The 20,648-nt window shown below is 66.5% G+C and carries 19 protein-coding genes; 11 read left to right on the plus strand and 8 right to left on the minus strand.

From position 1 onward, the window contains the following. The 6 genes from AC1DIN_RS02995 to AC1DIN_RS03020 all read right to left on the minus strand — a co-directional run bounded on the left by AC1DIN_RS02995 (position 1) and on the right by AC1DIN_RS03020 (position 5,315). The gene (locus AC1DIN_RS02995; RefSeq protein WP_476808614.1) at positions 1-360 is read right to left on the minus strand and encodes a tRNA-binding protein; all 360 of its coding nucleotides are present in this window, start codon (positions 358-360) and stop codon (positions 1-3) included. Further along, the gene (locus tag AC1DIN_RS03000) at positions 357-2,354 is read right to left on the minus strand and encodes a methyl-accepting chemotaxis protein (protein ID WP_476808615.1); all 1,998 of its coding nucleotides are present in this window, start codon (positions 2,352-2,354) and stop codon (positions 357-359) included. The genes AC1DIN_RS02995 and AC1DIN_RS03000 overlap by 4 nt, the downstream gene beginning before the upstream one ends. A 113-nt stretch (positions 2,355-2,467) precedes the next feature. After that, positions 2,468-3,220, minus strand: a complete 753-nt coding sequence (locus AC1DIN_RS03005; protein WP_476808616.1) for a TetR/AcrR family transcriptional regulator — start codon at positions 3,218-3,220, stop codon at positions 2,468-2,470. Between the two features lie 67 nt (positions 3,221-3,287). Beyond that, complete coding sequence (gene proC / locus AC1DIN_RS03010) at positions 3,288-4,109, minus strand: pyrroline-5-carboxylate reductase (protein WP_476808617.1); 822 nt, start codon at positions 4,107-4,109, stop codon at positions 3,288-3,290. Positions 4,110-4,227: 118 nt separating this feature from the next. Continuing rightward, the gene (locus AC1DIN_RS03015; RefSeq protein WP_441469882.1) at positions 4,228-4,734 is read right to left on the minus strand and encodes a type III secretion system chaperone family protein; all 507 of its coding nucleotides are present in this window, start codon (positions 4,732-4,734) and stop codon (positions 4,228-4,230) included. 326 nt (positions 4,735-5,060) lie between these two features. Beyond that, entirely contained in the window at positions 5,061-5,315 is a 255-nt protein-coding gene (locus AC1DIN_RS03020) for an accessory factor UbiK family protein (RefSeq protein ID WP_476808618.1), read from the minus strand. 140 nt (positions 5,316-5,455) lie between these two features. On the opposite strand from AC1DIN_RS03020, the gene AC1DIN_RS03025 reads away from it, so the two are divergent. From AC1DIN_RS03025 to pth, 8 genes are all read left to right on the plus strand, one after another. Then, entirely contained in the window at positions 5,456-6,607 is a 1,152-nt protein-coding gene (locus AC1DIN_RS03025; protein ID WP_476808619.1) for a M24 family metallopeptidase, read from the plus strand. Between the two features lie 61 nt (positions 6,608-6,668). Continuing rightward, a complete protein-coding gene (locus tag AC1DIN_RS03030) occupies positions 6,669-7,235 on the plus strand; it encodes a hypothetical protein (RefSeq protein ID WP_476808620.1) in 567 nt (188 codons plus the stop codon). Between the two features lie 190 nt (positions 7,236-7,425). Next, complete coding sequence (locus AC1DIN_RS03035; protein WP_441469886.1) at positions 7,426-8,370, plus strand: ribose-phosphate pyrophosphokinase; 945 nt, start codon at positions 7,426-7,428, stop codon at positions 8,368-8,370. 10 nt (positions 8,371-8,380) lie between these two features. After that, on the plus strand, positions 8,381-9,106 hold the full coding sequence (queC, locus tag AC1DIN_RS03040; protein ID WP_476808621.1) for a 7-cyano-7-deazaguanine synthase QueC: 726 nt from the start codon (positions 8,381-8,383) through the stop codon (positions 9,104-9,106). After that, complete coding sequence (locus AC1DIN_RS03045) at positions 9,096-9,659, plus strand: VUT family protein (protein ID WP_441469888.1); 564 nt, start codon at positions 9,096-9,098, stop codon at positions 9,657-9,659. Before queC ends, AC1DIN_RS03045 begins: the two co-directional genes overlap by 11 nt. Positions 9,660-9,754: 95 nt before the next feature. Next, positions 9,755-11,611: a putative bifunctional diguanylate cyclase/phosphodiesterase gene (locus AC1DIN_RS03050; RefSeq protein WP_476808622.1), complete on the plus strand. Its 1,857-nt coding sequence runs from the start codon at positions 9,755-9,757 to the stop codon at positions 11,609-11,611. Between the two features lie 137 nt (positions 11,612-11,748). Continuing rightward, entirely contained in the window at positions 11,749-12,369 is a 621-nt protein-coding gene (locus tag AC1DIN_RS03055) for a 50S ribosomal protein L25/general stress protein Ctc (RefSeq protein WP_441469890.1), read from the plus strand. 152 nt (positions 12,370-12,521) lie between these two features. Next, a complete protein-coding gene (gene pth, locus AC1DIN_RS03060; protein WP_476808623.1) occupies positions 12,522-13,136 on the plus strand; it encodes an aminoacyl-tRNA hydrolase in 615 nt (204 codons plus the stop codon). Positions 13,137-13,303: 167 nt separating this feature from the next. Here the strand turns inward: pth and AC1DIN_RS03065 are convergent, their stop codons facing one another. Next, the gene (locus tag AC1DIN_RS03065; RefSeq protein WP_441469892.1) at positions 13,304-13,963 is read right to left on the minus strand and encodes a hypothetical protein; all 660 of its coding nucleotides are present in this window, start codon (positions 13,961-13,963) and stop codon (positions 13,304-13,306) included. Positions 13,964-14,119: 156 nt separating this feature from the next. Between AC1DIN_RS03065 and ychF the strand changes: the two genes are divergently transcribed. Both ychF and AC1DIN_RS03075 read left to right on the plus strand, forming a co-directional pair. Further along, complete coding sequence (ychF, locus tag AC1DIN_RS03070; protein ID WP_441469893.1) at positions 14,120-15,217, plus strand: redox-regulated ATPase YchF; 1,098 nt, start codon at positions 14,120-14,122, stop codon at positions 15,215-15,217. After that, positions 15,218-16,243, plus strand: a complete 1,026-nt coding sequence (locus tag AC1DIN_RS03075) for a MaoC family dehydratase (RefSeq protein ID WP_476808624.1) — start codon at positions 15,218-15,220, stop codon at positions 16,241-16,243. It abuts the gene before it with no gap. A 59-nt stretch (positions 16,244-16,302) separates the two neighbouring features. Here the strand turns inward: AC1DIN_RS03075 and AC1DIN_RS03080 are convergent, their stop codons facing one another. Next, positions 16,303-18,000, minus strand: a complete 1,698-nt coding sequence (locus AC1DIN_RS03080) for a glucan biosynthesis protein G (protein ID WP_476808625.1) — start codon at positions 17,998-18,000, stop codon at positions 16,303-16,305. A 245-nt stretch (positions 18,001-18,245) separates the two neighbouring features. Here AC1DIN_RS03080 and bglX point away from each other — a divergent pair, with 245 nt between their 5' ends. Continuing rightward, positions 18,246-20,645, plus strand: coding sequence for a beta-glucosidase BglX (bglX, locus tag AC1DIN_RS03085; RefSeq protein ID WP_476808626.1), 2,400 nt, complete (start codon positions 18,246-18,248; stop codon positions 20,643-20,645). The last annotated feature ends 3 nt before the right edge of the window (positions 20,646-20,648 follow it).

Here is a 20,648-nt window from a genome sequence, read left to right on the forward strand (position 1 = left end):
CTAGTACAGCCTTCCGCCGTTTGGAACGCCGTGGCCCGGCCCGATCAGCACGACCTCGCCCTCGGCATCGGGGATACCGAGGGTCAGCACCTCCGACATGAACTTGCCGATCTGGCGCGGCGGAAAGTTGACCACCGCGAGCACCTGCCGGCCCGGGAGGTCCTCGGGCCGGTAGTGCCTGGCGATCTGCGCCGAGGATTTCTTACGGCCGATGGTGCCGCCGAAATCGATGACGAGCTTGATCGAGGGCTTGCGCGCCTCGGGATAGGGCTCGGCCTCGACGATCGTGCCGACACGGATGTCGACCTTGAGGAAATCGTCGAAGCCGATCGGCGCGGCCGGTTCAGCAGATGTGCTCAAAATTCCTCCCACCCCTTGTCGCGGGCATCCGCATCGGCCTTGTGCGCGGCGGCGGCGCTGCCGCTATAGGCCTTGCTGGCGGCCCGCGGTACGGCAGGTCGGGGCGCAGGTGCGGGAGCCGACTGAGCGACGGCCGCCTGCATCGTCCGCGCCATCGCCTTGAGCCCAGCGACGTCGCTGCCGAGCTGGAAGCGCGCGACCAGTGCCGACAGGCGGTCGGCCTCCTGCGATAGCGAATGGGCGGCGGCGGTGGACTGCTCGGCCATAGCGGCGTTCTGCTGCGTCGCCTGATCCATCTCGCCGACGGCCGAGTTGACCTCCTGCAAGCCCGAGGCCTGCTCCTGCGCGGCACCCGCGATCTCGGCGACGAGGCCGGTGACGCGGGTGATCTCGGAAGCCATGCGCTGGAGCGCGCCGCCGGTCTGGCCGACGAGCGCGACGCCCTTCTCGACCTCGATCGCCGAAGCGTCGATCAGCGTCTTGATCTCCTTGGCGGCGGAAGCCGAGCGCTGCGCCAGCGCCCGCACCTCGGAGGCAACGACCGCGAAGCCCTTGCCGGCATCGCCGGCGCGCGCCGCCTCGACCGAGGCGTTGAGGGCGAGCAGGTTGGTCTGGAAGGCGATCTCGTCGATCACGCCGACGATCTGCGAGATTTCCTGCGCCGACTTCTCGATGCCGCCCATCGCCGTCACCGCATCGCGCACGATGCTGGTCGACTGTTCTGCCTCGGTCTTGACCTGTTCGGTCGCGTGGTTGGCAAGGCGTGCGCTCTCGGCGGTCTGGCGCACCGTGGCCGTGAGTTCGTCGAGCGCGGTCGCGGTCTCCTCGACCGAGGAGGCCTGCTGCTCGGTGCGGCCGGCGAGGTCGTCGGCGGCCTGGCTGATCTCTGTCGAGCCCGCCTTCATGCTCTCGGTATTGGTCGCGATCTGGCGCATCGCATCCTGCAGCTTGGCTATGGCGGCGTTGAAGTCGTCCTTGAGCTTGACGTACTCGGCGCTGAAGGCCGCATCGATCCGGTAGGTCAGGTCGCCGCCGGAGAGCCGCTCCAACCCGGTGCCCAGAGCCTGCACCACGCCGGCCTGAACGCGCGCGTGGTCGGCGCGCTCGGTCTCGTTGCGGCGCCGTTCGCCATCCGCGGCGCTGCGGTGGTCGGCTGCTTCCTCCTCGGCGCGCAGCTTGTCGGCCTCCATCGCCTCCTTGGCGCGGGCCGCATCGCGGAAGACGACGAGGGAACGCGCCATCGAACCAACCTCATCAGAGCGCTCCTGATGCTCGATCGCAGTGTCGAGATGCCCCGAGACGAGGCCGTCCATCGAGTCCTTCAGCGAATGCAGCATGCCGTTGGCGCGGCGGCTCAGCACGAGGACCAGGCCGAGCATGAGAAGACCGAGCGGCACGAGCACCTTGGCGACACCCGTAAGCATGCTCGTGAAAACGGCATCGACATCCTCCACATGCAGGCCGGAACCAACCACCCACTGCCATTTCGGAACACCGACGACATAGGAGATCTTGAGGGAAGGCTCCTTGTCGCCGGCCTTGAGCCAGCCATAGTCCAGGAAGCCTTCGCCTTTCGCCTTCACCAACGCGATCATGTCCTGGACGAAGAACTTGCCGTCCGCGTCCTTGAGCGGCTTCATGTCCGTCGACTGGATCTTCTTGTTGGCATGCAGGACGCTGATTCCGTCGTAGTTGACGAGGAAGTAGTAGTTTCCATCGTCGAAGCGCGCATTGCCGAGGGCCGCCATGGCCATCTTCTTGGCGTCGTCTTCCTTGAGCTCGCCGGCCTCGACCCGCGCCAGGTAGCCTTTCACCGTCGTCGCCGCGGCCTCGACGAGATTCTTCATCTCACCGCGCTTCAGCGCGATCATTTCGTTGCGGGCGGCATTCAACGTGTAGCCGACACTGCCGACGGCGATCAGCACGGCCAGGGCTGCGATCAGGGCGAATGAGCGGCTGATCGACAGGGTCGCAAGCTTCTTGAAGAAAGACATACGCGTTTCCTGCGCGGGAGGGACCTTCCACCTCGCGCAAATTGACTAAAACGCGCTTAACATCGACCCATTTCGGCCACATTTGCGTCGCTGCGAGGCAGCGGCGCCCCGGCTCAGATCGCCGGCGCGTAGTCCTCGTTGTCCTCGCCGCGCTCCGGGGCGCGTTCGCGCCGGCGCGCCTTCAACGGCCGGCCGGAACAGATCGCCCGCGCCAAGCCTCTGAAGGGCGCCGTCAGGCGATGCACGTCCTCCGCCCGGGCCATGATGCAGCTGGCGAGCTTCAGTTCGCGATCGAGCCGCGCCATGGTCTTCGACAGCTCAGGCTCGTCGTCGTGGAGCCAGGTTTCGGATACCCGCGCCATCAGCAGCACCGCGCCCTGCACGCGCAAATGTCCGAGCGCATCCTCGGTCGGGATGCCGGCGGAAGCAAGCATGTAGCGCCAGGAATTGACCGCACCGCGGTTGAGGGCCGCCAGCGCCAGCGGATCGCGTCGGATGACCGGCACGATCTTGCGCAGGCCCGCCTTGTACGGCGCCATCGCATCGAGCCGGCGCATCACCAGATCGAACATGCGCTCCTTGGCGGGCTCCCCCGCCAGATCCTCCGACGTGCCGGCCAGAACCGCGTCGTCGACGAGGCGCGTCACCCCGCCCAGCATCGCGAGCTTGGAGGGGAAGAGCCCGCGCAGCTGCGCCAGAGTCAACTCGGCCTCGCTGGCGATATCCGGCAGCTCGATCTGATCCCACGGCCGCTCCGCGGCGAGCCTCATCAGCGCATCGACGGCGCGCTTGCGCGGCTCGACCGCCTTGGCCCCGGGCGTGGGCTCGGCGCCTGTCGGCGGAGTGGAAACGGGTTTGCGGACCATGGGGACAGCTCCTCTCGCTTCGCGTCGAAAGGAGGTTAGGCCGCTATCGTGGCGGGTGGAAGGCCGATCAGCCCGAAAGCTCGCCGGCGCGACGTTTCGCAGCAGCCACCGCCTTGTTCATCAGCGGCTTCAGGCCATCGTCCGCCATCAGCACTTCGAGCGCGGCTGCCGTCGTGCCACCCGGCGAGGTCACGTTCTGGCGCAGCGTTCCCGGCGGCAGCGGCGACTGGAACAGCAGCTCGCCCGCCCCTTCGACCGTCGCCCGCGCCAGCCGCTCCGCCACATCGGCGGGCAGCCCCGCCGCAGCCCCGGCCGCAGCCAGGCACTCGACCAGATGGAAGACATAGGCCGGGCCGGAACCGGAGACGGCGGTGACGGCGTCGATCAGCCCCTCATCGCCGAGCCACTCGACCTTGCCGATGCTGCCGAGCAGCGCGTCAGCAGTGGCGCGCTGCGCGGCGCTCACGCCCTTGCCGGGCGCGGCCGCGGTCACGCCGCGCTGAACCGAGGCTGGCAGGTTGGGCATGGCGCGAATGATCGCGGCCGCGCTCGGCAGGCGCGCCGCGAGGTCGCCCAGCGTCTTGCCGGCGAGGATCGAGATCAGCAGCGTCCGGGGATGGATGAAAGCCTGGACGGCCGGAGCGGCGGTGTCCAGCAGCTGCGGCTTGGTCGCGAGGACGACGACATCGGCTGCCGGAATTTCCTTGGCGGAAGGGTTGAGCCGCATCCCCTTCTCACCGGCGAGTTCGACCATCTCGTCCGAAGGCTTGGGATCGATGATGCTGATGCCCGCGGGGTCCATGCCGATGCGCAGCCAGCCTTCCAGCATCGCTCCGCCCATCTTGCCCGCGCCGATCAGGACGAGCGATTGCGGAAGGGAATTCGACATGGCGGTTCTCGTCGCTTGGGACCAGGGCGTCATGCCCGGGCTTTGCCCGGGGCATCTCAGGACCAGAGCCTGCAAGAGATGGCCGGGTCAAGCCCGGCCGTGACGGCAATGCGGCTGCTCAGGCTTCGCCGACCGTCTCCAGGATGGCTCCCTCCATGCCTTCCTTGGCCGTCTTCCCGGCCCAAACCACGAACTGGAAGGCCTGGTAATAGCGCTCGCAGGCTTCGACGGCCGTCTTGACCAGTGCGGCCGCTTGCTCGTCGGTCGGCTCGGCGCCACCGGAGAGCAGGAGCGCATGGCGGTACATCACCACGCTCTCGGTGCTCCAAAGGTCAAAATGACCGAGCCAGAGCTGCTCGTTGACTAGGCTCACCAGCTGCAGCACCTCGCCGCGCCGGCGCTCCGGCACCTTGAGGTCAAAGGCGCAGGCGATATGCAGCGCCTCGACCTCCGCGAGCCAGGTGATCGCGACGTGATACTCCGACCATCCACCGGTCACGGCGACCGAAAGCTCGTCCTCGCTGTCGCGGTCGAAGTTCCAGCCGTTGAGGGCGGCGAGGCGCTCGAACAGGTCGAGCGGGTTGGAAGGCCGATCCAGCTCGGCATCCATATCGAGGTCCATCATGCCCTAGGATCCACCTTCCGGGGCAGGTGCCCCGGCGCGTTCGAGAAGAGGAACACGGCGACTGGAAAGCCGAAGGAACGCAACACACCTCCGGGACGCTCCCGGGAGAGCGGCCCATCCGTCGGCCAGAGGCGAATCCGCCCGACGAATCAATTCTTTCCACCGACGATAGCGCAGGCGCTGTGACGCTCCCAACACAGCGTGAAGCTCCGCGGATTCGGCCGGCGGGCTCAATCCCCCTGGGATGCTGTCCACAACACATGGCTGTGGACATGACGCAACGACGTGACGACCGTCGTTCGAGCGGACCCGTCAGGACTTGTCGGTCAGGCCTTGCCGAGCTTCTCCTCGAGCACGGCGAGGCGCGCCGCGAGCTTGTCGTTCTCCTCGCGGGCGATCAGCGCCATCTCGCGCACCGCCTCGAATTCCTCGCGGGTGACGACGTCGAGATCGCGCAGCAGGCGCTCGATCTGGGTCTTCACGACGGTCTCGACCTCACGGCGCACCCCCTGCGCAGCTCCGGCCGCATCGGTGGCAAGGCGGGCGATGTCGTCGAGGATGCGGTTGCCGGGGTTCACCATGGCTCTCTCCCATCGGGGCGAAACTCTCTTGCCAAAGCCTATAGGCAGCGCGGACCGGAGCCGCAATCGCCACCGGAGGTCCGGCTTGCTCGCCGGCCATGGCCACGATCAGATGCCCGCCTGGCTTGAGGAGACGCATCATGGCCCTGCATTTTACCCCCGCCGAATTTGCCCGCCGCCGCGAATCCCTCCTTGCCTCCATGCAGGCCGCGCGTCTCGACGCACTCCTTCTGTTCCAGCAGGAATCGATGTTCTGGCTGACCGGGTATGACACCTTCGGTTTCTGCTTCTTCCAGTGTCTCGTCGTCAGGGCCGACGGCACCATGGCGCTGCTGACCCGCTCGGCAGACCTCCGGCAGGCGCAGCTCACCTCCAACCTCACCGACATCCGCATCTGGAAGGACGGCCGCGACGCCAATCCGGCCAGCGACCTCCTGGCGCTCGCGCGCGATCTCGGCCTGTCCGGCAAGCACATCGGCGTCGAGTTCGAGTCCTATGGTCTCGTCGCCTCGAACTACCGCAAGCTGGACGCCGCCTTTACCGGCCAGGCCGAGCTCGTCGATGCCTCGACGATCGTCACGCGGCTGCGCGCCGTGAAATCGGCCGAGGAGATCGTCTATGTCCGCCGCGCCGCGACGCTCGCGGATGCGGCCGATCGGGCGGCGCTCGACGCGATCCGGGCCGGTGCCGACGAGGGCGAGATCCTCGCCGCCCAGCACAATGCGATCTTCGCGGGCGGCGGCGACTATCCGGCCAACGAATTCATCATCGGCTCGGACAGAGACGCCCTGCTCTGCCGCTACAAGTCCGGCCGGCGCAGGCTCGGCGCCAACGACCAGATCACGCTCGAATTCGCCGGCGTCGATCGGCACTACCATGTCGCCGCCATGCGTACGGTCGTGGTCGGCGACCCCCGCCCGCTGCACGGCCCCTATCATGCTGCCGCCCGCGACGCGCTGCTCGCCTGCGAGGCCGCACTGAAGCCCGGCAGCACCGCCGGAGATGTCTTCGCGGCGCACGCCCGCGTCTTCGACGAGCACGGTCTCGCACAGCACCGGCTCAATGCCTGCGGCTATTCGCTGGGCGCCAAATTCACTCCTTCCTGGATGGACTGGCCGATGTTCTACGAGGCCAATGACTGGGCGATCGTTCCGGGCATGGTGATGTTCGCCCACATGATTCTGATGGATTCCGACAGCGAGACCGCCATGTGCCTGGGCCGCACCTATTTGGTGGGCACTGAGCGCGCCGAGGCGCTGAATTTACCTGATCTGGACCTCGTCCTCCGTTGAGCCTAGAAAAGGCGCACAGGGAATCTCGAAGCAGTCCACAGCCCAAAGGGCGGGAGGCGTCATGATCAACCGTTTGAGCGGCCTCGTTCTGGGGCCGGTTTTTGCGCTGGCGCTCGCCGGATGCCAGGAAACCAGCCAGACCGCGTCGCGTCCGCGCGTCGATGCACCGGGCGTTCCGGTCTCGGTCCAGAGCATCTCCGGAGCGCCGGAAGACGTCACCACCAGCTTCGCCGGACTGCTCGGCGAGGCCGCGGCCGAGCGCAAGATGGAGATTGTACCCGGCAACAAGCCGGCGCGCTTCCGCGTCAAGGGCTATCTCACCGCCCAACCGACGGAGGACGGCCAGACGTCGCTCGCCTTCGTCTGGGATGTGTACGACTCGACCAAGCAGCGCGCCCAGCGTGTTCAGGGCGAGAGCATCGGCAAGCGCAGCAGCGGTTCCGATCCCTGGGCCGGCATCGACCGGACGATCGTCGCCAAGGCCGCCTCCGATTCGATGGATGCGATCGCGAGCTTCCTCGTCACCACCCCGGCTGTCGAGACTCTTGGCGGCGACAAGGACAAGAAGGCCGACAAGGCGAAGCCCGGAACCAAGGTCGCCGCAACCACCGACAAGAAGAAGAGCTGAACACGGTCGCTCAGCCCCTTGGGCGACGCTACGTCAGTGGATTCCGGGTCACGCCGGCGCCGCGAGCGCTTTTTGAGCAGCGATATTGCAGCGCAGCGGTCGACTCCATGTCATCGCACTGTTAAGAGCCGTTCGAATTGAGCCGGCCTAGCCGGCTCGTGCCCCGCCTTGTCCAACGGTGCGCCACGGCATGCCCTCTCATTTCAAAGTCGTCGCCGGCAACTCCAACCGGCCGCTTGCAGAAGCCATCTGCAGCCATCTCAGCATTCCCCTCGCCAAGGCCACGGTGCGGCGCTTTGCCGACATGGAGGTCTTCGTCGAGATCCAGGAGAATGTGCGCGGGCAGGATGTCTTCGTCATCCAGTCCACCTCATTCCCCACCAACGACCACCTGATGGAGCTGCTGATCATCACCGATGCGCTGCGCCGCTCCTCGGCGCGCCGCATCACGGCGGTGATCCCCTATTTCGGCTATGCAAGGCAGGATCGGCGTGCCTCAGGCCGCACCCCGATCTCGGCCAAGCTGGTCGCCAACCTCATCGCCCATGCCGGCGTCGACCGCGTGCTGACGCTCGACCTCCACGCCGGCCAGATCCAGGGCTTCTTCGACATCCCGACCGACAACCTGTTCGGCGCCCCGCTCATGGCGCGCGACATCAAGGACCGGCTGGAGTGGAAGAACGCCATGGTCGTCTCGCCGGACGTCGGCGGCGTGGTCCGCGCCCGCGCGCTCGCCAAGCGCATCGACGCACCGCTCGCCATCGTCGACAAGCGCCGTGACCGGCCGGGCGAATCGGAAGTCATGAACATCATCGGCTCGGTCGAGGGCCGCTCCTGCATCCTGATCGACGACATCGTCGACTCGGGCGGCACGCTGGTGAACGCCGCCGAGGCCCTGCTCGAGCAGGGCGCCAAGGAGGTCTTCGCCTACATCACCCATGGCGTGCTCTCGGGCGGCGCGGTCGCCCGCATCGCTTCCTCCAAGCTCAAAGAGCTGGTCATCACCGACTCGATCATGCCGACCGAGGCGGTGAAGGTCGCGCGCAACATCCGCGTCATCTCCATCGCCGGACTCATGGGCGAGGCGATCGAGCGCACGGCGAGCGAGACCAGCGTGTCGAGCCTGTTCGACTGAGGATGGTCACTTGAGTTCCGGCGCGCTCGTCCTGTTTTCCGGCGGCCAGGACTCCACCACCGCATTGGCCTGGGCCTTCGATCGTTTCGACGCGGTCGAGACGATCGGCTTCGACTACGGGCAGCGCCATCTCGTCGAGATGGAGTGCCGCCTCGCCATCCGCGAGAAGCTGCCGGCGCTCTCCTCCCGCTATGCCGCGCGGCTCGGCCCCGACCATGTCGTCGATCTGAAAGCGCTCGGCGCGATTTCCGAAACCGCGCTGACGCGCGAGACCGAGATCAGCTTCGCCGAAACCGGCCTGCCGACCACCTTCGTGCCGGGCCGCAACCTGATTTTCCTGACCTTCGCTGCGGCGCTGGCCTATCGGCGCGGCCTGAAGCATATCGTCCTCGGCGTCTGCGAGACCGATTATTCCGGCTATCCCGATTGCCGGGACGATACGATCAAGGCGATGCAGGTCGCGCTCGGCCTGGGGCTCGATCGCCGGCTCGTGCTGCACACGCCGCTGATGTGGCGCGACAAGGCGCAAACCTTCGCGCTGGCGCGGCAACTCGGCGGGCAGGCCCTGCTCGACCTCGTCCTTGAACAGACGCATAGTTGCTATCTGGGCGACAGGACGACCCGGCATGGCTGGGGTTTCGGCTGCGGCCATTGCCCGGCCTGCGATTTGCGCGCAAAAGGCTTCGCGGCCTATCTCGTGACACCCGACGACAGCGGACCCTCCTATGATTCGTGATCACCAGCGGCGGCTCGAAGGCATCGTCGCGCTCGTGCTGTTCGGTCTCACCATTCCGGCAGCCAACTGGCTCATCGGCAATGCCGGCACCGTCTGCGTGCCGAACGGCCCCTGCCTCGTGCCGGTCTGGCCGGGGATCATGGCCCCGAGCGGCGTCCTGATGGTCGGGCTTGCGCTCGTGCTGCGCGACCTCGTGCAGCGCCGCCTGGGCACGCTGGCGGGGCTCGGCGCAATCGCCGTCGGCGCCCTGATCTCGGCCCTGCTCGCACCCGCGGCCATCGTGATCGCCTCCGTCTCGGCCTTCCTGCTGTCGGAGCTCGCCGATTTCGCCATCTACACGCCCTTGCAGCGCCGCCGCTTCCTGACCGCGGTCTTCGCCTCCGGCATGGTCGGCCTCGTCGTCGACAGCATCGTCTTCCTGCACCTCGCCTTCGGCAGCCTGGATTTCCTTGCCGGCCAGGTGATCGGTAAGGCCTGGATGGTGCTGTTCGCGCTGCCGCTGATGCATCTGCTGCGCCGCCGCGACGAGCGCTTGGGCCTCGCCGCCGCCTGAGGCGGATAAAGTTTGAATCGGCCCTTCAATCGGCGCTTAAGCCGATTGAGTTAGAATTCGCGTTCTTCGACAAGCCCTTCTCTGTCGGGAACAGCGTGATCAAGCCCTCGGACCGCCTGCAGGCCCTGCAGAACGATATTCTTGAAGACATTGCACGCGGGGAAACCCTCGCCCTGTGCATGAAGCGCCTGTGCCAACGGGCTGAGGCGATCTCGCCCGGCGTGATCTGTTCCGTCGTGACCGTCGACGATCAGGGTTATCTGCAGCCCCTCGCCTCACCGAGTCTGCCCGATCACTATGTCGCCGCGCTCGCTGGCACGCCGACAGGCCCCAGCGCCGGCTCCTGTGGCACCGCCATCCATCGCGCCGCCGCCGTCGAGGCGACCGACATCGCGACCGACCCGCTCTGGGCGCCCTATACGCAGCTCGTCCTGCCGCTCGGCCTCAGAGCCTGCTGGTCGACGCCGATCAAGGCACGGGACGGCCGCGTCGTCGGCGCCTTCGCCTTCTATTTCCGCAAGCCCCGCCGACCGCGAGCGCTCGAGCGTCGCATCGTCGCGACCTGCGTCCATCTCTGCGCCATCGCGATCGAGCACGACGAGGTGCGGGCCCGCAATCACCATCTCGCCTATTTCGACACGCTGACCAGGCTGCCGAATCGGGCCCAGTTCAACGATGCCATCACCGCGATGAGCGCGGCTTCGCGGCGCTACGGGTTGATGCTGATCGACATCGATCATCTCAAGACCGTGAACGATACGCTCGGGCATGCCGCCGGCGACAGTCTGATCGCGGGCGTCGGTGACCGCCTGAACACCGCCCTGATCGGTTGCCTGTCCTGCCGGATCGGCGGTGACGAATTCGCAATCCTGGTCCCGGATTGCGACAGTCCCGCTCGAATGCGCAGCCTCGCCTCCGCCGCTCTCGCCGCGATTGCCGCGGCGCCGCTCGAACATGACGGGCACAGCATTCAGCCGAGCGTCACGATCGGCGGCGCCCTCGCAGGCGAGGACGGAGAGGACAGCGTGACGCTTCGGCAGAATGCCGATCTCGCGCTGTACCACGCCAAGGAGACCCGCCGCGGCCGCTATGTGCGTTTCCGCCGCAAGCTGCGCAGCGCGATGATGCACCGCACCCGAATCCGCAAGGATGTCGACGGGGCGCTCGGAGGCGAGCGGATCGTGCCGTACTACCAACCGATCATCCGGCTCGACACGGCCGAGATCGTCGGCGTCGAGGCCCTCGCCCGCATGCGGCTGGACGACGGACGCATCGTCACGGCCGGCGAATTTCAGGAAGCCTTGCAGGATCCCAAGATCGCCCACCGCATCACCACGCAGATGCTGGCTTCGGTCGCGTTCGACATGGCCGAATGGCAAAGCGCCGGCCTGCATATCCACCATGCCAGCCTGAATGTGACCTCGGCCGACTTTCAGAAGGGTGACCTGGCGCAGCGCGTCGCCCGGGCGCTCGACAAGGCCGGCCTGCCGATGCGTCACCTCGTCGTCGAGGTGACCGAGCAGGTCTTCATGGGCGGCCGCAGGGACGGTGTCGCGCGAACGATGGAAGCCCTGCGCGCCTGCGGCATGCTGGTTGCGCTGGACGATTTCGGCACCGGCTTCGCCTCGCTGACCCATCTGCTCGATTTTCCCATCGACATCATCAAGATCGATCGCTCCTTCGTCAGCGCCATCGACAGCGGAGCCCGCAGTGCCGTGATTGTCGAATCGCTGCTGACGATGACACGCCGGCTGGGCATGAAGATCATCGCCGAGGGCATAGAGACGCAGTCGCAGGCTCAGCGTCTCGAGGAGATGGGTTGTCGTTTCGGGCAGGGCTATCTCTATTCGCCGCCGGTTCCGGCGCTGGTCATCCGCGAACTGCTGCAACGCTTCGGCCAGGCAACCTCTGCGACCGCGCTCGAACGCGAAGCCATCGCGAACGCAGCGTAAAGCGACGGGGTTGAGATTGCGCCGGTTTTCGCCTATGAGCAGCCGCGCGTCCCGCTGACACCCTTGGAGGCTCTGGACGCGCAAACCGATGGCCGCCACGAGGCGGCCTTGTCATTTACGAGTCAAGGACAACACACATGACCGCCGTGAAGCAACTCGAGGCTTCGGCGCGCGCACAGGTCGGCAAGGGGGCCGCCCGTGCAGTTCGCCGCCAGGGCCAGACGCCTGCCGTGATCTATGGTGGGGGCGCTGCTCCCGAAGCCATCGCGCTCGACGCCAACAAGACCCGCCAGCTCATTTTCAATGGCCACTTCCTGACCACGATCTTCGAGATCACCGTCGGCGGCAAGAAGCAGCGCGTCATTCCGCGCGACTACCAGCTCGACCCGGTCAAGGACTTCCCGATCCACGTCGACTTCCTGCGCGTCGCCAAGGGCCAGACCGTCACGGTCCAGGTTCCGATCCACGTCGTCGGCCAGGAGGCCAGCCCCGGCGTCAAGAGCGGCGGTCTGGTCCAGATCGTCGAGCACACCCTCGAAATCACCGTCGAGCCCGACAGCATTCCGGAAGCCTTCGAGGTTTCCGTCGCCGGCCTGAACATCGGTGACCAGGTCGAAGCCAAGGCCATCAAGCTGCCGGCCGGCGCCAAGCTGACCGTCGGTTCGGACGCGACGATCATCACGATCGCCCCGCCGACCGTCGAGGTCGAGCCCGCTGCCGACGCGGCCGCCGAGGCTCCGGCCGAAGCCAAGGCCTGAGAAGCGGCGCCGCCTGGCGCCGCTTCCGCCGCATCCAGTCTACCGAGACGGCCGGGTCCTCCCGGCCGTCTTGCTTTGGCATCGGACCGAAAAGCGGAATCCACTTTTCAGATGGATCCGATGCTGATCCATGAGCCTGCGGAGTCCTCGCCATGCTGATCTTCGCCGGCCTCGGCAATCCCGGCGCGCGCTATGCCCGCAACCGGCACAATATCGGCTTCATGGCCGTCGAGGAGATCGCCCGCCTCCATCGCGCGTCGCCCTGGCGCGCGCGCTTTCAGGCGGAATCATGCGAAGCCACGATCGGCGGCGAGAAGGTGATCCTGCTCAAGCCGCAGACCTATATGAACGAGTCGGGCCGCTCGATCGGCGAGGCCGCGCGTTTCTTCAAGATCGCGCCTGCGGACGTCATCGTCTTCCATGACGAACTCGACCTGGCTCCGGCGAAGCTGCGCGTGAAGCTCGGCGGCGGCAATGCCGGCCATAACGGTCTGCGCTCGACCACGGCCGCGATCGGCAACGACTACCGCCGCGTCCGCATGGGCATCGGACATCCCGGGCTGAAAGAGCTGGTCCACGGCTATGTGCTGAACGATTTCGGCAAGGCCGAGCACCCTTGGGTCGAGGATCTCTGCACGGCCTGCGCCGATCACGCGGCCCTGCTCGCGGCCCATGACGATGCTGGCTTCCAGAACAAGGTGCATCTCTTCATGGACGCGCGCGGCCATGGCGCGGTGAAGCGCCTGGGCGAGAAGAGCGAAGGCTGAGCTGCGCCTCGCGGATCACCCCTGACGCGCACCGGCATCCCGGGCGACCGAAGGGAGACCCGGGATCCAGCCCGAGCCTCTCCGGACAGGTTCGGGCATCATCCCCGATCGGCGCCGCTGACGCGGCTGGTCCGGAATGCCCCTCGCCCACAAATGCCTCATGAACGCTAAAACGGCAGCTTCGCGCCTGACTTCGCGACCGTCACACGGCTCGTGCTGTAGCTGCCGTCGGCCTGCCGGCTCGCCGTCATCGTGACCTGGGCGCCGGGCTTGAGCTCGCTAGCCTCGGCCGGCGCCGCCATCAGGATGGTTGCCTCAGGCGTAATCGCGACCTTCTGCTCGCCGCCGGGGTAGCTCAGCACGAGATTGGCGCCGTCGACCCGCGACACCGTCTCGGCCACGGTCGCGTTGGTCATGGTCGCGTCAGGCAAAACGGCCCAGGGCCGGTGCCCCTCCCCGGTCCCGCGCAGCGCCTCCGGGAAGATCATGACCTGCACGGCCAGCAGCGTGCCATCCGGCTGCGGCTTCGCGCCGACCCCGATGAAGCTTCCCTTCGCGATGTCAGACGCCTTCGCGGGTACAACCCCGCCGGTGGAGAAACCTGGTGCGAGGGCGACTTTCACCTCCCGCCCGTCAGCGGCCTTGAGATCCAGCGTCGAGCCTTCCATGCGCTCCACCGTGCCACGCAATCGCGTCCCCGGCGCCTGCGCGACGGCCAGGCCTCCGGCCAGAGCGAAGACCGACAGGGTGAGTGCGAAACCGAAACGATTCATGGCGATGCTCCGAACGGCGCAGGCAAACGCGACCGGGCGATCCAGCACCAGCATCCGTGCCGTCGCCATGCACGTTCGCGTGAGCGGCGCATCGGCCATAAGGCGCGCGGCACTTGTCTTTATTGCGCAAGCCCCCCAATAAGGCCGCAACTTTCAAAGCTTCACGCCCGGCGGCCGTTCAGTCCGTCGAGGGCAACGGAACAGGCGATCATGGGCTTCAAATGCGGAATCGTCGGCCTGCCGAATGTCGGCAAGTCGACCCTCTTCAACGCGCTCACGCAGACGGCTGCGGCGCAGGCCGCCAACTACCCGTTCTGCACCATCGAGCCGAATGTCGGCGATGTGGCGGTGCCCGACGAGCGGCTCGAGCAGCTCGCCGCCATCGCCGGCTCGAAGGAGATCATCCCGACCCGGCTGACCTTCGTCGACATCGCCGGCCTGGTGCGCGGCGCCTCGAAGGGTGAGGGCCTCGGCAATCAGTTCCTTGCCAATATCCGCGAATGCGACGCCATCGCCCATGTCGTGCGCTGCTTCGAAGACGGTGACATCACCCATGTCGAGGGCAAGGTCTCGCCGATTGACGATATCGAGACGATCGAAACCGAGCTGATGCTCGCCGACCTCGAAAGCCTCGAGAAACGCGTCGTCCCGCTCGAGAAGAAGGCCAAGTCCGGCGACAAGGAGGCCAAGGAAGCGGTCGACCTGATGACCCGCTGCCTCGTCCTCCTGCGCGACGGCAAGCCGGCCCGCCTCGTCCAGCTTGCCGCCGAGGAGCGCCGCCCCTTCGAGCTGCTCGGCCTGCTCTCGTCCAAGCCCGTCCTCTATGTCTGCAATGTCGAGGAAGCGAGCGCCGACAAGGGCAACAACTTCTCCGAGCTTGTGAAGAAGCGCGCTGCCGAGGAGGGCGCCGTCGCCGTCGTCGTCTCGGCGAAGATCGAGAGCGAGATCGCGGTGCTGCCGCCCGAGGAGCAGACCGAATATCTCGAAGCGGTCGGCCTCGAGGAGCCGGGCCTGAACCGCGTCATCCGCGCCGGCTACAAGCTGCTCAACCTCGTGACCTATTTCACCGTCGGCCCGAAGGAGGCCCGCGCCTGGACGATCGAGAAGGGCACCAAGGGCCCGCAGGCCGCCGGCGTGATTCACACGGATTTCGAGAAGGGCTACATCCGCGCCGAAACCATTGCCTATGACGACTACGTCGCCAACAAGGGCGAGTCGGGCGCACGCGAGGCCGGCAAGTTCCGCCTCGAAGGCAAGGAGTACGTCGTCGCCGACGGCGACGTGCTGCACTTCCGCTTCGCGACCTGAGTGAGCCCGCAGATGCTGCAGTTCGAGGATTTCGTCACTGGCGAGAGCGTCCTCTCGCACGGCATCGCTGTCTCTCAGGACGATATCGTCGCCTTCGCCTCGCGCTATGACGCCCAGGACTTCCATGTCGACCCGGAAGCCGCCAAGGCGAGCTTCGTCGGCCGCCTGATCGGTTCCGGCTGGCACAGCTGCTCGCTGCTGATGCGGCTGATGGCGGAGAGCTTCCTGCTCGATTCGACCGGCATGGGCGCGCCGGGCATCGAAGAGGTGAAGTGGCTGCGCCCGCTGCTTCCCGGCGACAGTGTGACCGCGCGCCGCACCGTGCTCGAGACCAAGGCCTCGCGCTCGCGGCCCGAAATGGGCCTCGTGCGCTTCCGGCTCGAACTGCTCAACCAGCGCGGCGAGCCGCTGCTGGAGCAGACCAACTGGATCATGTTCGGCCGCAAGGAATCCGGCGTCGCCCCGCAGCCGAAGGGCGACTGGCTCGCCCATTCGCCGCGCTACGAGCCCCCGGCCCTCGAAAGCCCGCTGGAGGCGCCCGCAGAGGCTCCCGAGCCTACCCGCTTCTTCGAGGAACTGGAGATCGGCAGCCGCCACGAGCTCGGCAGCTTCGTCTTCACCGCGGAGGAAATCATCGCCTTCGCCCGCAGCTTCGACCCGCAGCCCTTCCACATGGACGAGGCGGCGGCGCGCACCAGCCTCTTCGGCCAGCTCGCGGCCTCAGGCTGGCATACGGCGGCAGTCTGGATGGCGACCATGGTCTCGCACCGCAGGCGCCAGCTCGCAGCGACGACCGGACGCCCGGCCCGTCTCGGCCCCTCGCCCGGGTTCAAGAATCTGCGCTGGTCGAAGCCGGTCCTCGCCGGCGACCGCATCACCTATTTCTCCGAGGTGGCGGACAAGCGCGAGAGCGCCTCGCGGCCGCAATGGGGCCTGTTCTTCCACCACAACACCGGCATCAACCAGAGGGGCGAAGAGGTCTTCAGCTTCGACGGCTGCGTCTTCGTCGAGCGAAAGCCCGCCTGATCCCAGGACCCCGCCTGCCCGCCTTTTGAGCACGGCAGGCGCGGCCACAACGCGTGGCGTCAGGGCTTCGGTTCGACCAGCTCTGACCTTTGACCTTCGATCGCCTTGAAGGGATTGAGATAGGACTCCCTTGCCTTCGGAGCGGGCAAAGGAGGAATTCTCAGGTTCCAGGTCTCGGTGAGCGTGCGGTCGCCCAGCTTCAATGTCGCACGCAGATCGGAAGACACGGCCGGGTTCTTGATTCTGACCCGGTACGTCAGACGCCAGCCCTGGATGGCGGGGTTCGGCTGCAGCTCGGTTCCGACGATCTCGACATTGTCGTTGGCGCCGACCTCGGCGGTGATCTGCGCCTGCGGCGAAAGCTTGCGCAACGAAGACCCCTTGAAGTCGATCAGGAACGCCTGCGTCCCGTCGCCCGCGCGAATGAGGTTGGACTGATAGAACTCCCCGGTAGAGCGGATCGTCTGCCAGACATAGGACGTGCCGTCCTTCAAAATCGCAGGCTCGTCCGTCGTCCAGTGGATTCGATAGTCGAACTGCAGCGGCTGGCCGGCCGCCGGCATGCTCTCGGGCACCCAGAAGGCGACGATGTTGTCATTGGTCTCGTCCGCTGTCGGGATTTCGACGAGACGCACGCTGCCCTTGCCCCAGGCGTTGGTCGGTTCGATCCAGGCACTCGGACGCAAGTCGTAGCGATCCTTCAGATCTTCGTAGCGCGTGAACGAGCGTCCACGTTGAAGCAGCCCGAAACCTTTCGGGTTTTCGGCCGCGAAATTGGTAATAGCCACCGCGGACGGAGGGTTGCTGAGCGGGCTCCAGGTCCATTTGCCGTCGCCGCCACGAATGGCGAGACCGTTGGAATCGTGGATGGCCGGCCGGAAGTTATAGGTCGACGACGGCTGGTTGGGGCCGAAGAGGAACATGCTGGTCAAGGGCGCGATGCCAAGCGTCCGCGGCGCCGCCCCCTCGCGCATGAAGACCCGCGCCTTGACGCTCAACACCGTGTCGGCGCCCGGCGCCAGGGTGAATTCATACGCGCCCGTCGCCCGCGGCGAATCCATCAGCGCATAGAAGGTCAGACGCTGATCCCCGGACTTGGGGCGGCGAAGCCAGAACTCGCGGAAAGCCGGAAACTCCTCGGCAATCGGCAGGCCGGTATCGATGGCCAGGCCGCGCCCCGAAAGACCGTAGATCTGTCCCTTGCCGATGACGCGGAAATAGCTCGCGCCCAGCACGCTCATGACCTCGTCGAGCTTGCCGGCCTGGTTGATCGGATACACCACCCGGAATCCGGCCCAGCCGAGCTTGCTGGTCTCATTGCGGTCAAAATGCAGATCGGCGAAGTCGAAGCGCCCCGCGTCGTAGGGAATCTCGTGCACGGCGCCGTTGACGATCTCGTTGATCTTCACCGGCGTGTTGAACTGCATCCCCTGATGGTAGAAGGCCAGCTTGAAGGGCGTACGCAGCTCGGTCCAGGCAAAGCGGTCGCGCCGGGGCTGCATCTTCTGGTAGTCGGCGAACTGCATCTTGCTGAACACGTCCGGCAGATTGCTGACCGGCGTGACGTGGGGCTTGTCCGCCAGCGCCTTCGCCTTCGCGAGCACATCCTCGAGCCCGAAATCAGCCGGGCGCTTCTGCGCGAAGGCCGGGGTCAAGGCGAGCGTGCCGGCGGCCAGCCAGCCGAGCGCCAGTCCCAATCGCGCGAAGCCCGCCCCGCGCCGGGCCGCTCCGCACCAATCCAATGCTATCGTCAGCATGCGTCCGGCCGAAGAAGAAAACCGGGCCATATTGAAGGCCCCGTTACCAGAACGGGTCGACAAGTTCACATCAGCTCCTTAAAGATGCAGGCTGGCGGGGCGGAGCGCGCCCGTCCCACGTTGGCAGCGGCGCACCCGAGCACAAATGCCCATCATCGATCCAAGGGTCAAGGAATGAGCGTCGTTCTTCCGAACCGCTCCCACGCCGCCCTTCGCCTTTCCCAACCTCAGTGAACGAACTCAGCATGGATAATTCGAACGGTGCGCCGGCCGCCGACGGGCTGGATGCGGTGTCATGCAATGACGAGGCCGATCGTGGCTTGTCCCGGCGCCAGGCGCTAGGCGCCATGGCTTCAGTCGCGTTGGCAGCGGGGATGGCGGCAAAGCCCGCTGAAGCGGCGCCGAAACAAGCCCTCAACCTGACCGGCCCCGTCAGCAAGAAGACGTTCATCGACGACCTGATCAAACGCATGACGGTCGAGGAGAAGATCGGCCAGCTGCGCCTGATCAGCATCGGCCCCGAGATGCCGCATGCCAAGCTGATGGATGAGGTTGCAGCCGGGCGCATCGCCGGCTCGTTCAACACCGTCATCCGGCGCGACAATCGGCCGCTGCAGGAAGCGGCCATCAAGCGCAGCCGCCTGAAGATCCCGCTCTTCTTCGCCTATGACGTGGTCCATGGCCACCGCACGACCTTCCCCATCCCGCTCGGGCTGGCGGCGAGCTTCGACATGGCCGCGATCGAGCGCATGGCCCGCGTCTCGGCCGTCGAAGCCTGCAACGACGGCGTGGACATGACCTTCGCGCCGATGGTCGACATCAGCCGCGACCCGCGCTGGGGCCGCACCTCGGAGGGCTTCGGCGAAGACCCCTATCTCGTCTCCGAATGCGCTCGGGCCAGCGTCCGCGGCTTCCAGGGCGACGCCACCGACCGCTCCGACAGCATCATGGCCGTGGTCAAGCATTTCGCGCTCTACGGCGCGGTCGAAGGCGGGCGGGACTACAATACGGTCGATATGAGCCCGCTGCGCATGCATCAGGTCTATCTGCCGCCCTACCGTGCCGCGATCGAGGCCGGAGCCGGCGGCGTGATGGTCGCGCTCAACTCGATCAACGGCGTGCCCGCGACCTCCAACACCTGGCTGATGCAGGATCTGCTGCGCAAGCAATGGGGCTTCGACGGCGTGACCGTCAGCGACCATGGCGCAATCACCGAGCTGACGCGCCATGGCGTCGCGCGCGATGCGCGTGAGGCGGCCAAGCTCGCCATCAAGGCGGGCATCGACCTCAGCATGGCCGATCAGGTCTATCTTGCCGAGCTGCCGGGCCTCATCGCCTCGGGCGAGGTCAAGATGGCCGAACTCGACGCCTGCGTCCGTGAGGTACTGGGCGCCAAATACGATCTCGGCCTGTTCGCCAACCCGTTCCTGCGCATGGGCAAACCCGCCGACGACCCGGTGAACGAGAAGGCCGACAGCCGCCTCCACCGCCAGCCGGCGCGCGAGATCGCCCGCGAAACCATCGTGCTGCTGGAGAACCGCAACCAGACGCTGCCGCTGAGGAAGACCGGAACCATCGCGCTCGTGGGGCCCCTGGCCGATTCCGGCCTCGACATCCTCGGCAGTTGGTCCGCGCAGGGCGTGGCCGAGCAGGCCGTGACCGTACGCGCCGGCATCGAGAACGCGATCGAGGGCAAGGCGCGCCTCATTACCGCCCGCGGCTCCAACGTCCTCGACGATCCGAAGGTCGTCGAATACCTGAACTATCTGAACTGGGACAAGCCGGAGGTCATCCAGGATCCGCGCAGCCCCGAGGAGATGATCCAGGAGGCCGTATCGGTCGCGAACCAGGCCGATGTGGTGATCGCGGTCGTCGGCGAGGTGCGCGGCATGTCGCATGAATCGTCGAGCCGCATCAGCATCGAGATGCCCGGTTCCCAGCGCGCCCTGCTCAAGGCCCTCAAGGCGACCGGCAAGCCGCTCGTTGTCGTGCTGATGAACGGCCGTCCGCTTGCCCTCGGCTGGGAAAAGGACAATGCCGACGCGCTGCTGGAGACCTGGTACACCGGCACCGAGGGCGGCAACGCCATTGCCGACGTGCTGTTCGGCGACCACAACCCCTCGGCCAAGCTCCCGATCTCCTTCCCCCGCTCCGCCGGTCAGATCCCGACCTACTACAACCCCCTGCGGATCGGCCGCCCGTTCACCCCGGGCAAGCCGGGCAACTACACCTCGCAGTATTTCGAGGAGGAGCAGGGCCCGCTCTATCCCTTCGGCTTCGGGCTGAGCTACAGCCGCTTCACCCTGTCCAACCTGAAGCTCTCGGCGGCCCGGATCACGCGGGACCAACGCCTGACTGCCGAGGCCACGCTGACCAACGAAGGCACCTATGAGGGCGCCAACGTCGTGCAGCTCTACATCGCCGACCCCTACGCCTCGATCGCGCGGCCGATAAAGGAGCTGAAGGGCTTCCAGAAGGTGACGCTCAAGCCCGGCGAGAGCCGCGTGGTCCGTTTCGAGATCGGCAAGGAGCAGCTCAAGTTCATCAATGCCGAGCTCAAGGAAGTCGTCGAGAGCGGGCGCTTCGAGGTGCAGCTCGGCCTCGATTCCAGGGACGTGCTGGAGCAACCTTTCATGCTCGACTAGAGC

The organism is Allobosea sp. 05T438 (assembly GCF_056396025.1).

Coding starts and splice junctions, on each gene's coding strand:
- AC1DIN_RS03000 (WP_476808615.1), bottom strand. CDS start 2,354: ATGTCTTTCTTCAAGAAGCTTGCGACCCTGTCGATCAGCCGCTCATTC.
- AC1DIN_RS03005 (WP_476808616.1), bottom strand. CDS start 3,220: ATGGTCCGCAAACCCGTTTCCACTCCGCCGACAGGCGCCGAGCCCACG.
- proC (WP_476808617.1), bottom strand. CDS start 4,109: ATGTCGAATTCCCTTCCGCAATCGCTCGTCCTGATCGGCGCGGGCAAG.
- AC1DIN_RS03015 (WP_441469882.1), bottom strand. CDS start 4,734: ATGATGGACCTCGATATGGATGCCGAGCTGGATCGGCCTTCCAACCCG.
- AC1DIN_RS03020 (WP_476808618.1), bottom strand. CDS start 5,315: ATGGTGAACCCCGGCAACCGCATCCTCGACGACATCGCCCGCCTTGCC.
- AC1DIN_RS03025 (WP_476808619.1), top strand. CDS start 5,456: ATGGCCCTGCATTTTACCCCCGCCGAATTTGCCCGCCGCCGCGAATCC.
- AC1DIN_RS03030 (WP_476808620.1), top strand. CDS start 6,669: ATGATCAACCGTTTGAGCGGCCTCGTTCTGGGGCCGGTTTTTGCGCTG.
- AC1DIN_RS03035 (WP_441469886.1), top strand. CDS start 7,426: ATGCCCTCTCATTTCAAAGTCGTCGCCGGCAACTCCAACCGGCCGCTT.
- AC1DIN_RS03045 (WP_441469888.1), top strand. CDS start 9,096: ATGATTCGTGATCACCAGCGGCGGCTCGAAGGCATCGTCGCGCTCGTG.
- AC1DIN_RS03055 (WP_441469890.1), top strand. CDS start 11,749: ATGACCGCCGTGAAGCAACTCGAGGCTTCGGCGCGCGCACAGGTCGGC.
- pth (WP_476808623.1), top strand. CDS start 12,522: ATGCTGATCTTCGCCGGCCTCGGCAATCCCGGCGCGCGCTATGCCCGC.
- AC1DIN_RS03065 (WP_441469892.1), bottom strand. CDS start 13,963: ATGCTGGTGCTGGATCGCCCGGTCGCGTTTGCCTGCGCCGTTCGGAGC.
- ychF (WP_441469893.1), top strand. CDS start 14,120: ATGGGCTTCAAATGCGGAATCGTCGGCCTGCCGAATGTCGGCAAGTCG.
- AC1DIN_RS03080 (WP_476808625.1), bottom strand. CDS start 18,000: ATGCTGACGATAGCATTGGATTGGTGCGGAGCGGCCCGGCGCGGGGCG.
- bglX (WP_476808626.1), top strand. CDS start 18,246: ATGGATAATTCGAACGGTGCGCCGGCCGCCGACGGGCTGGATGCGGTG.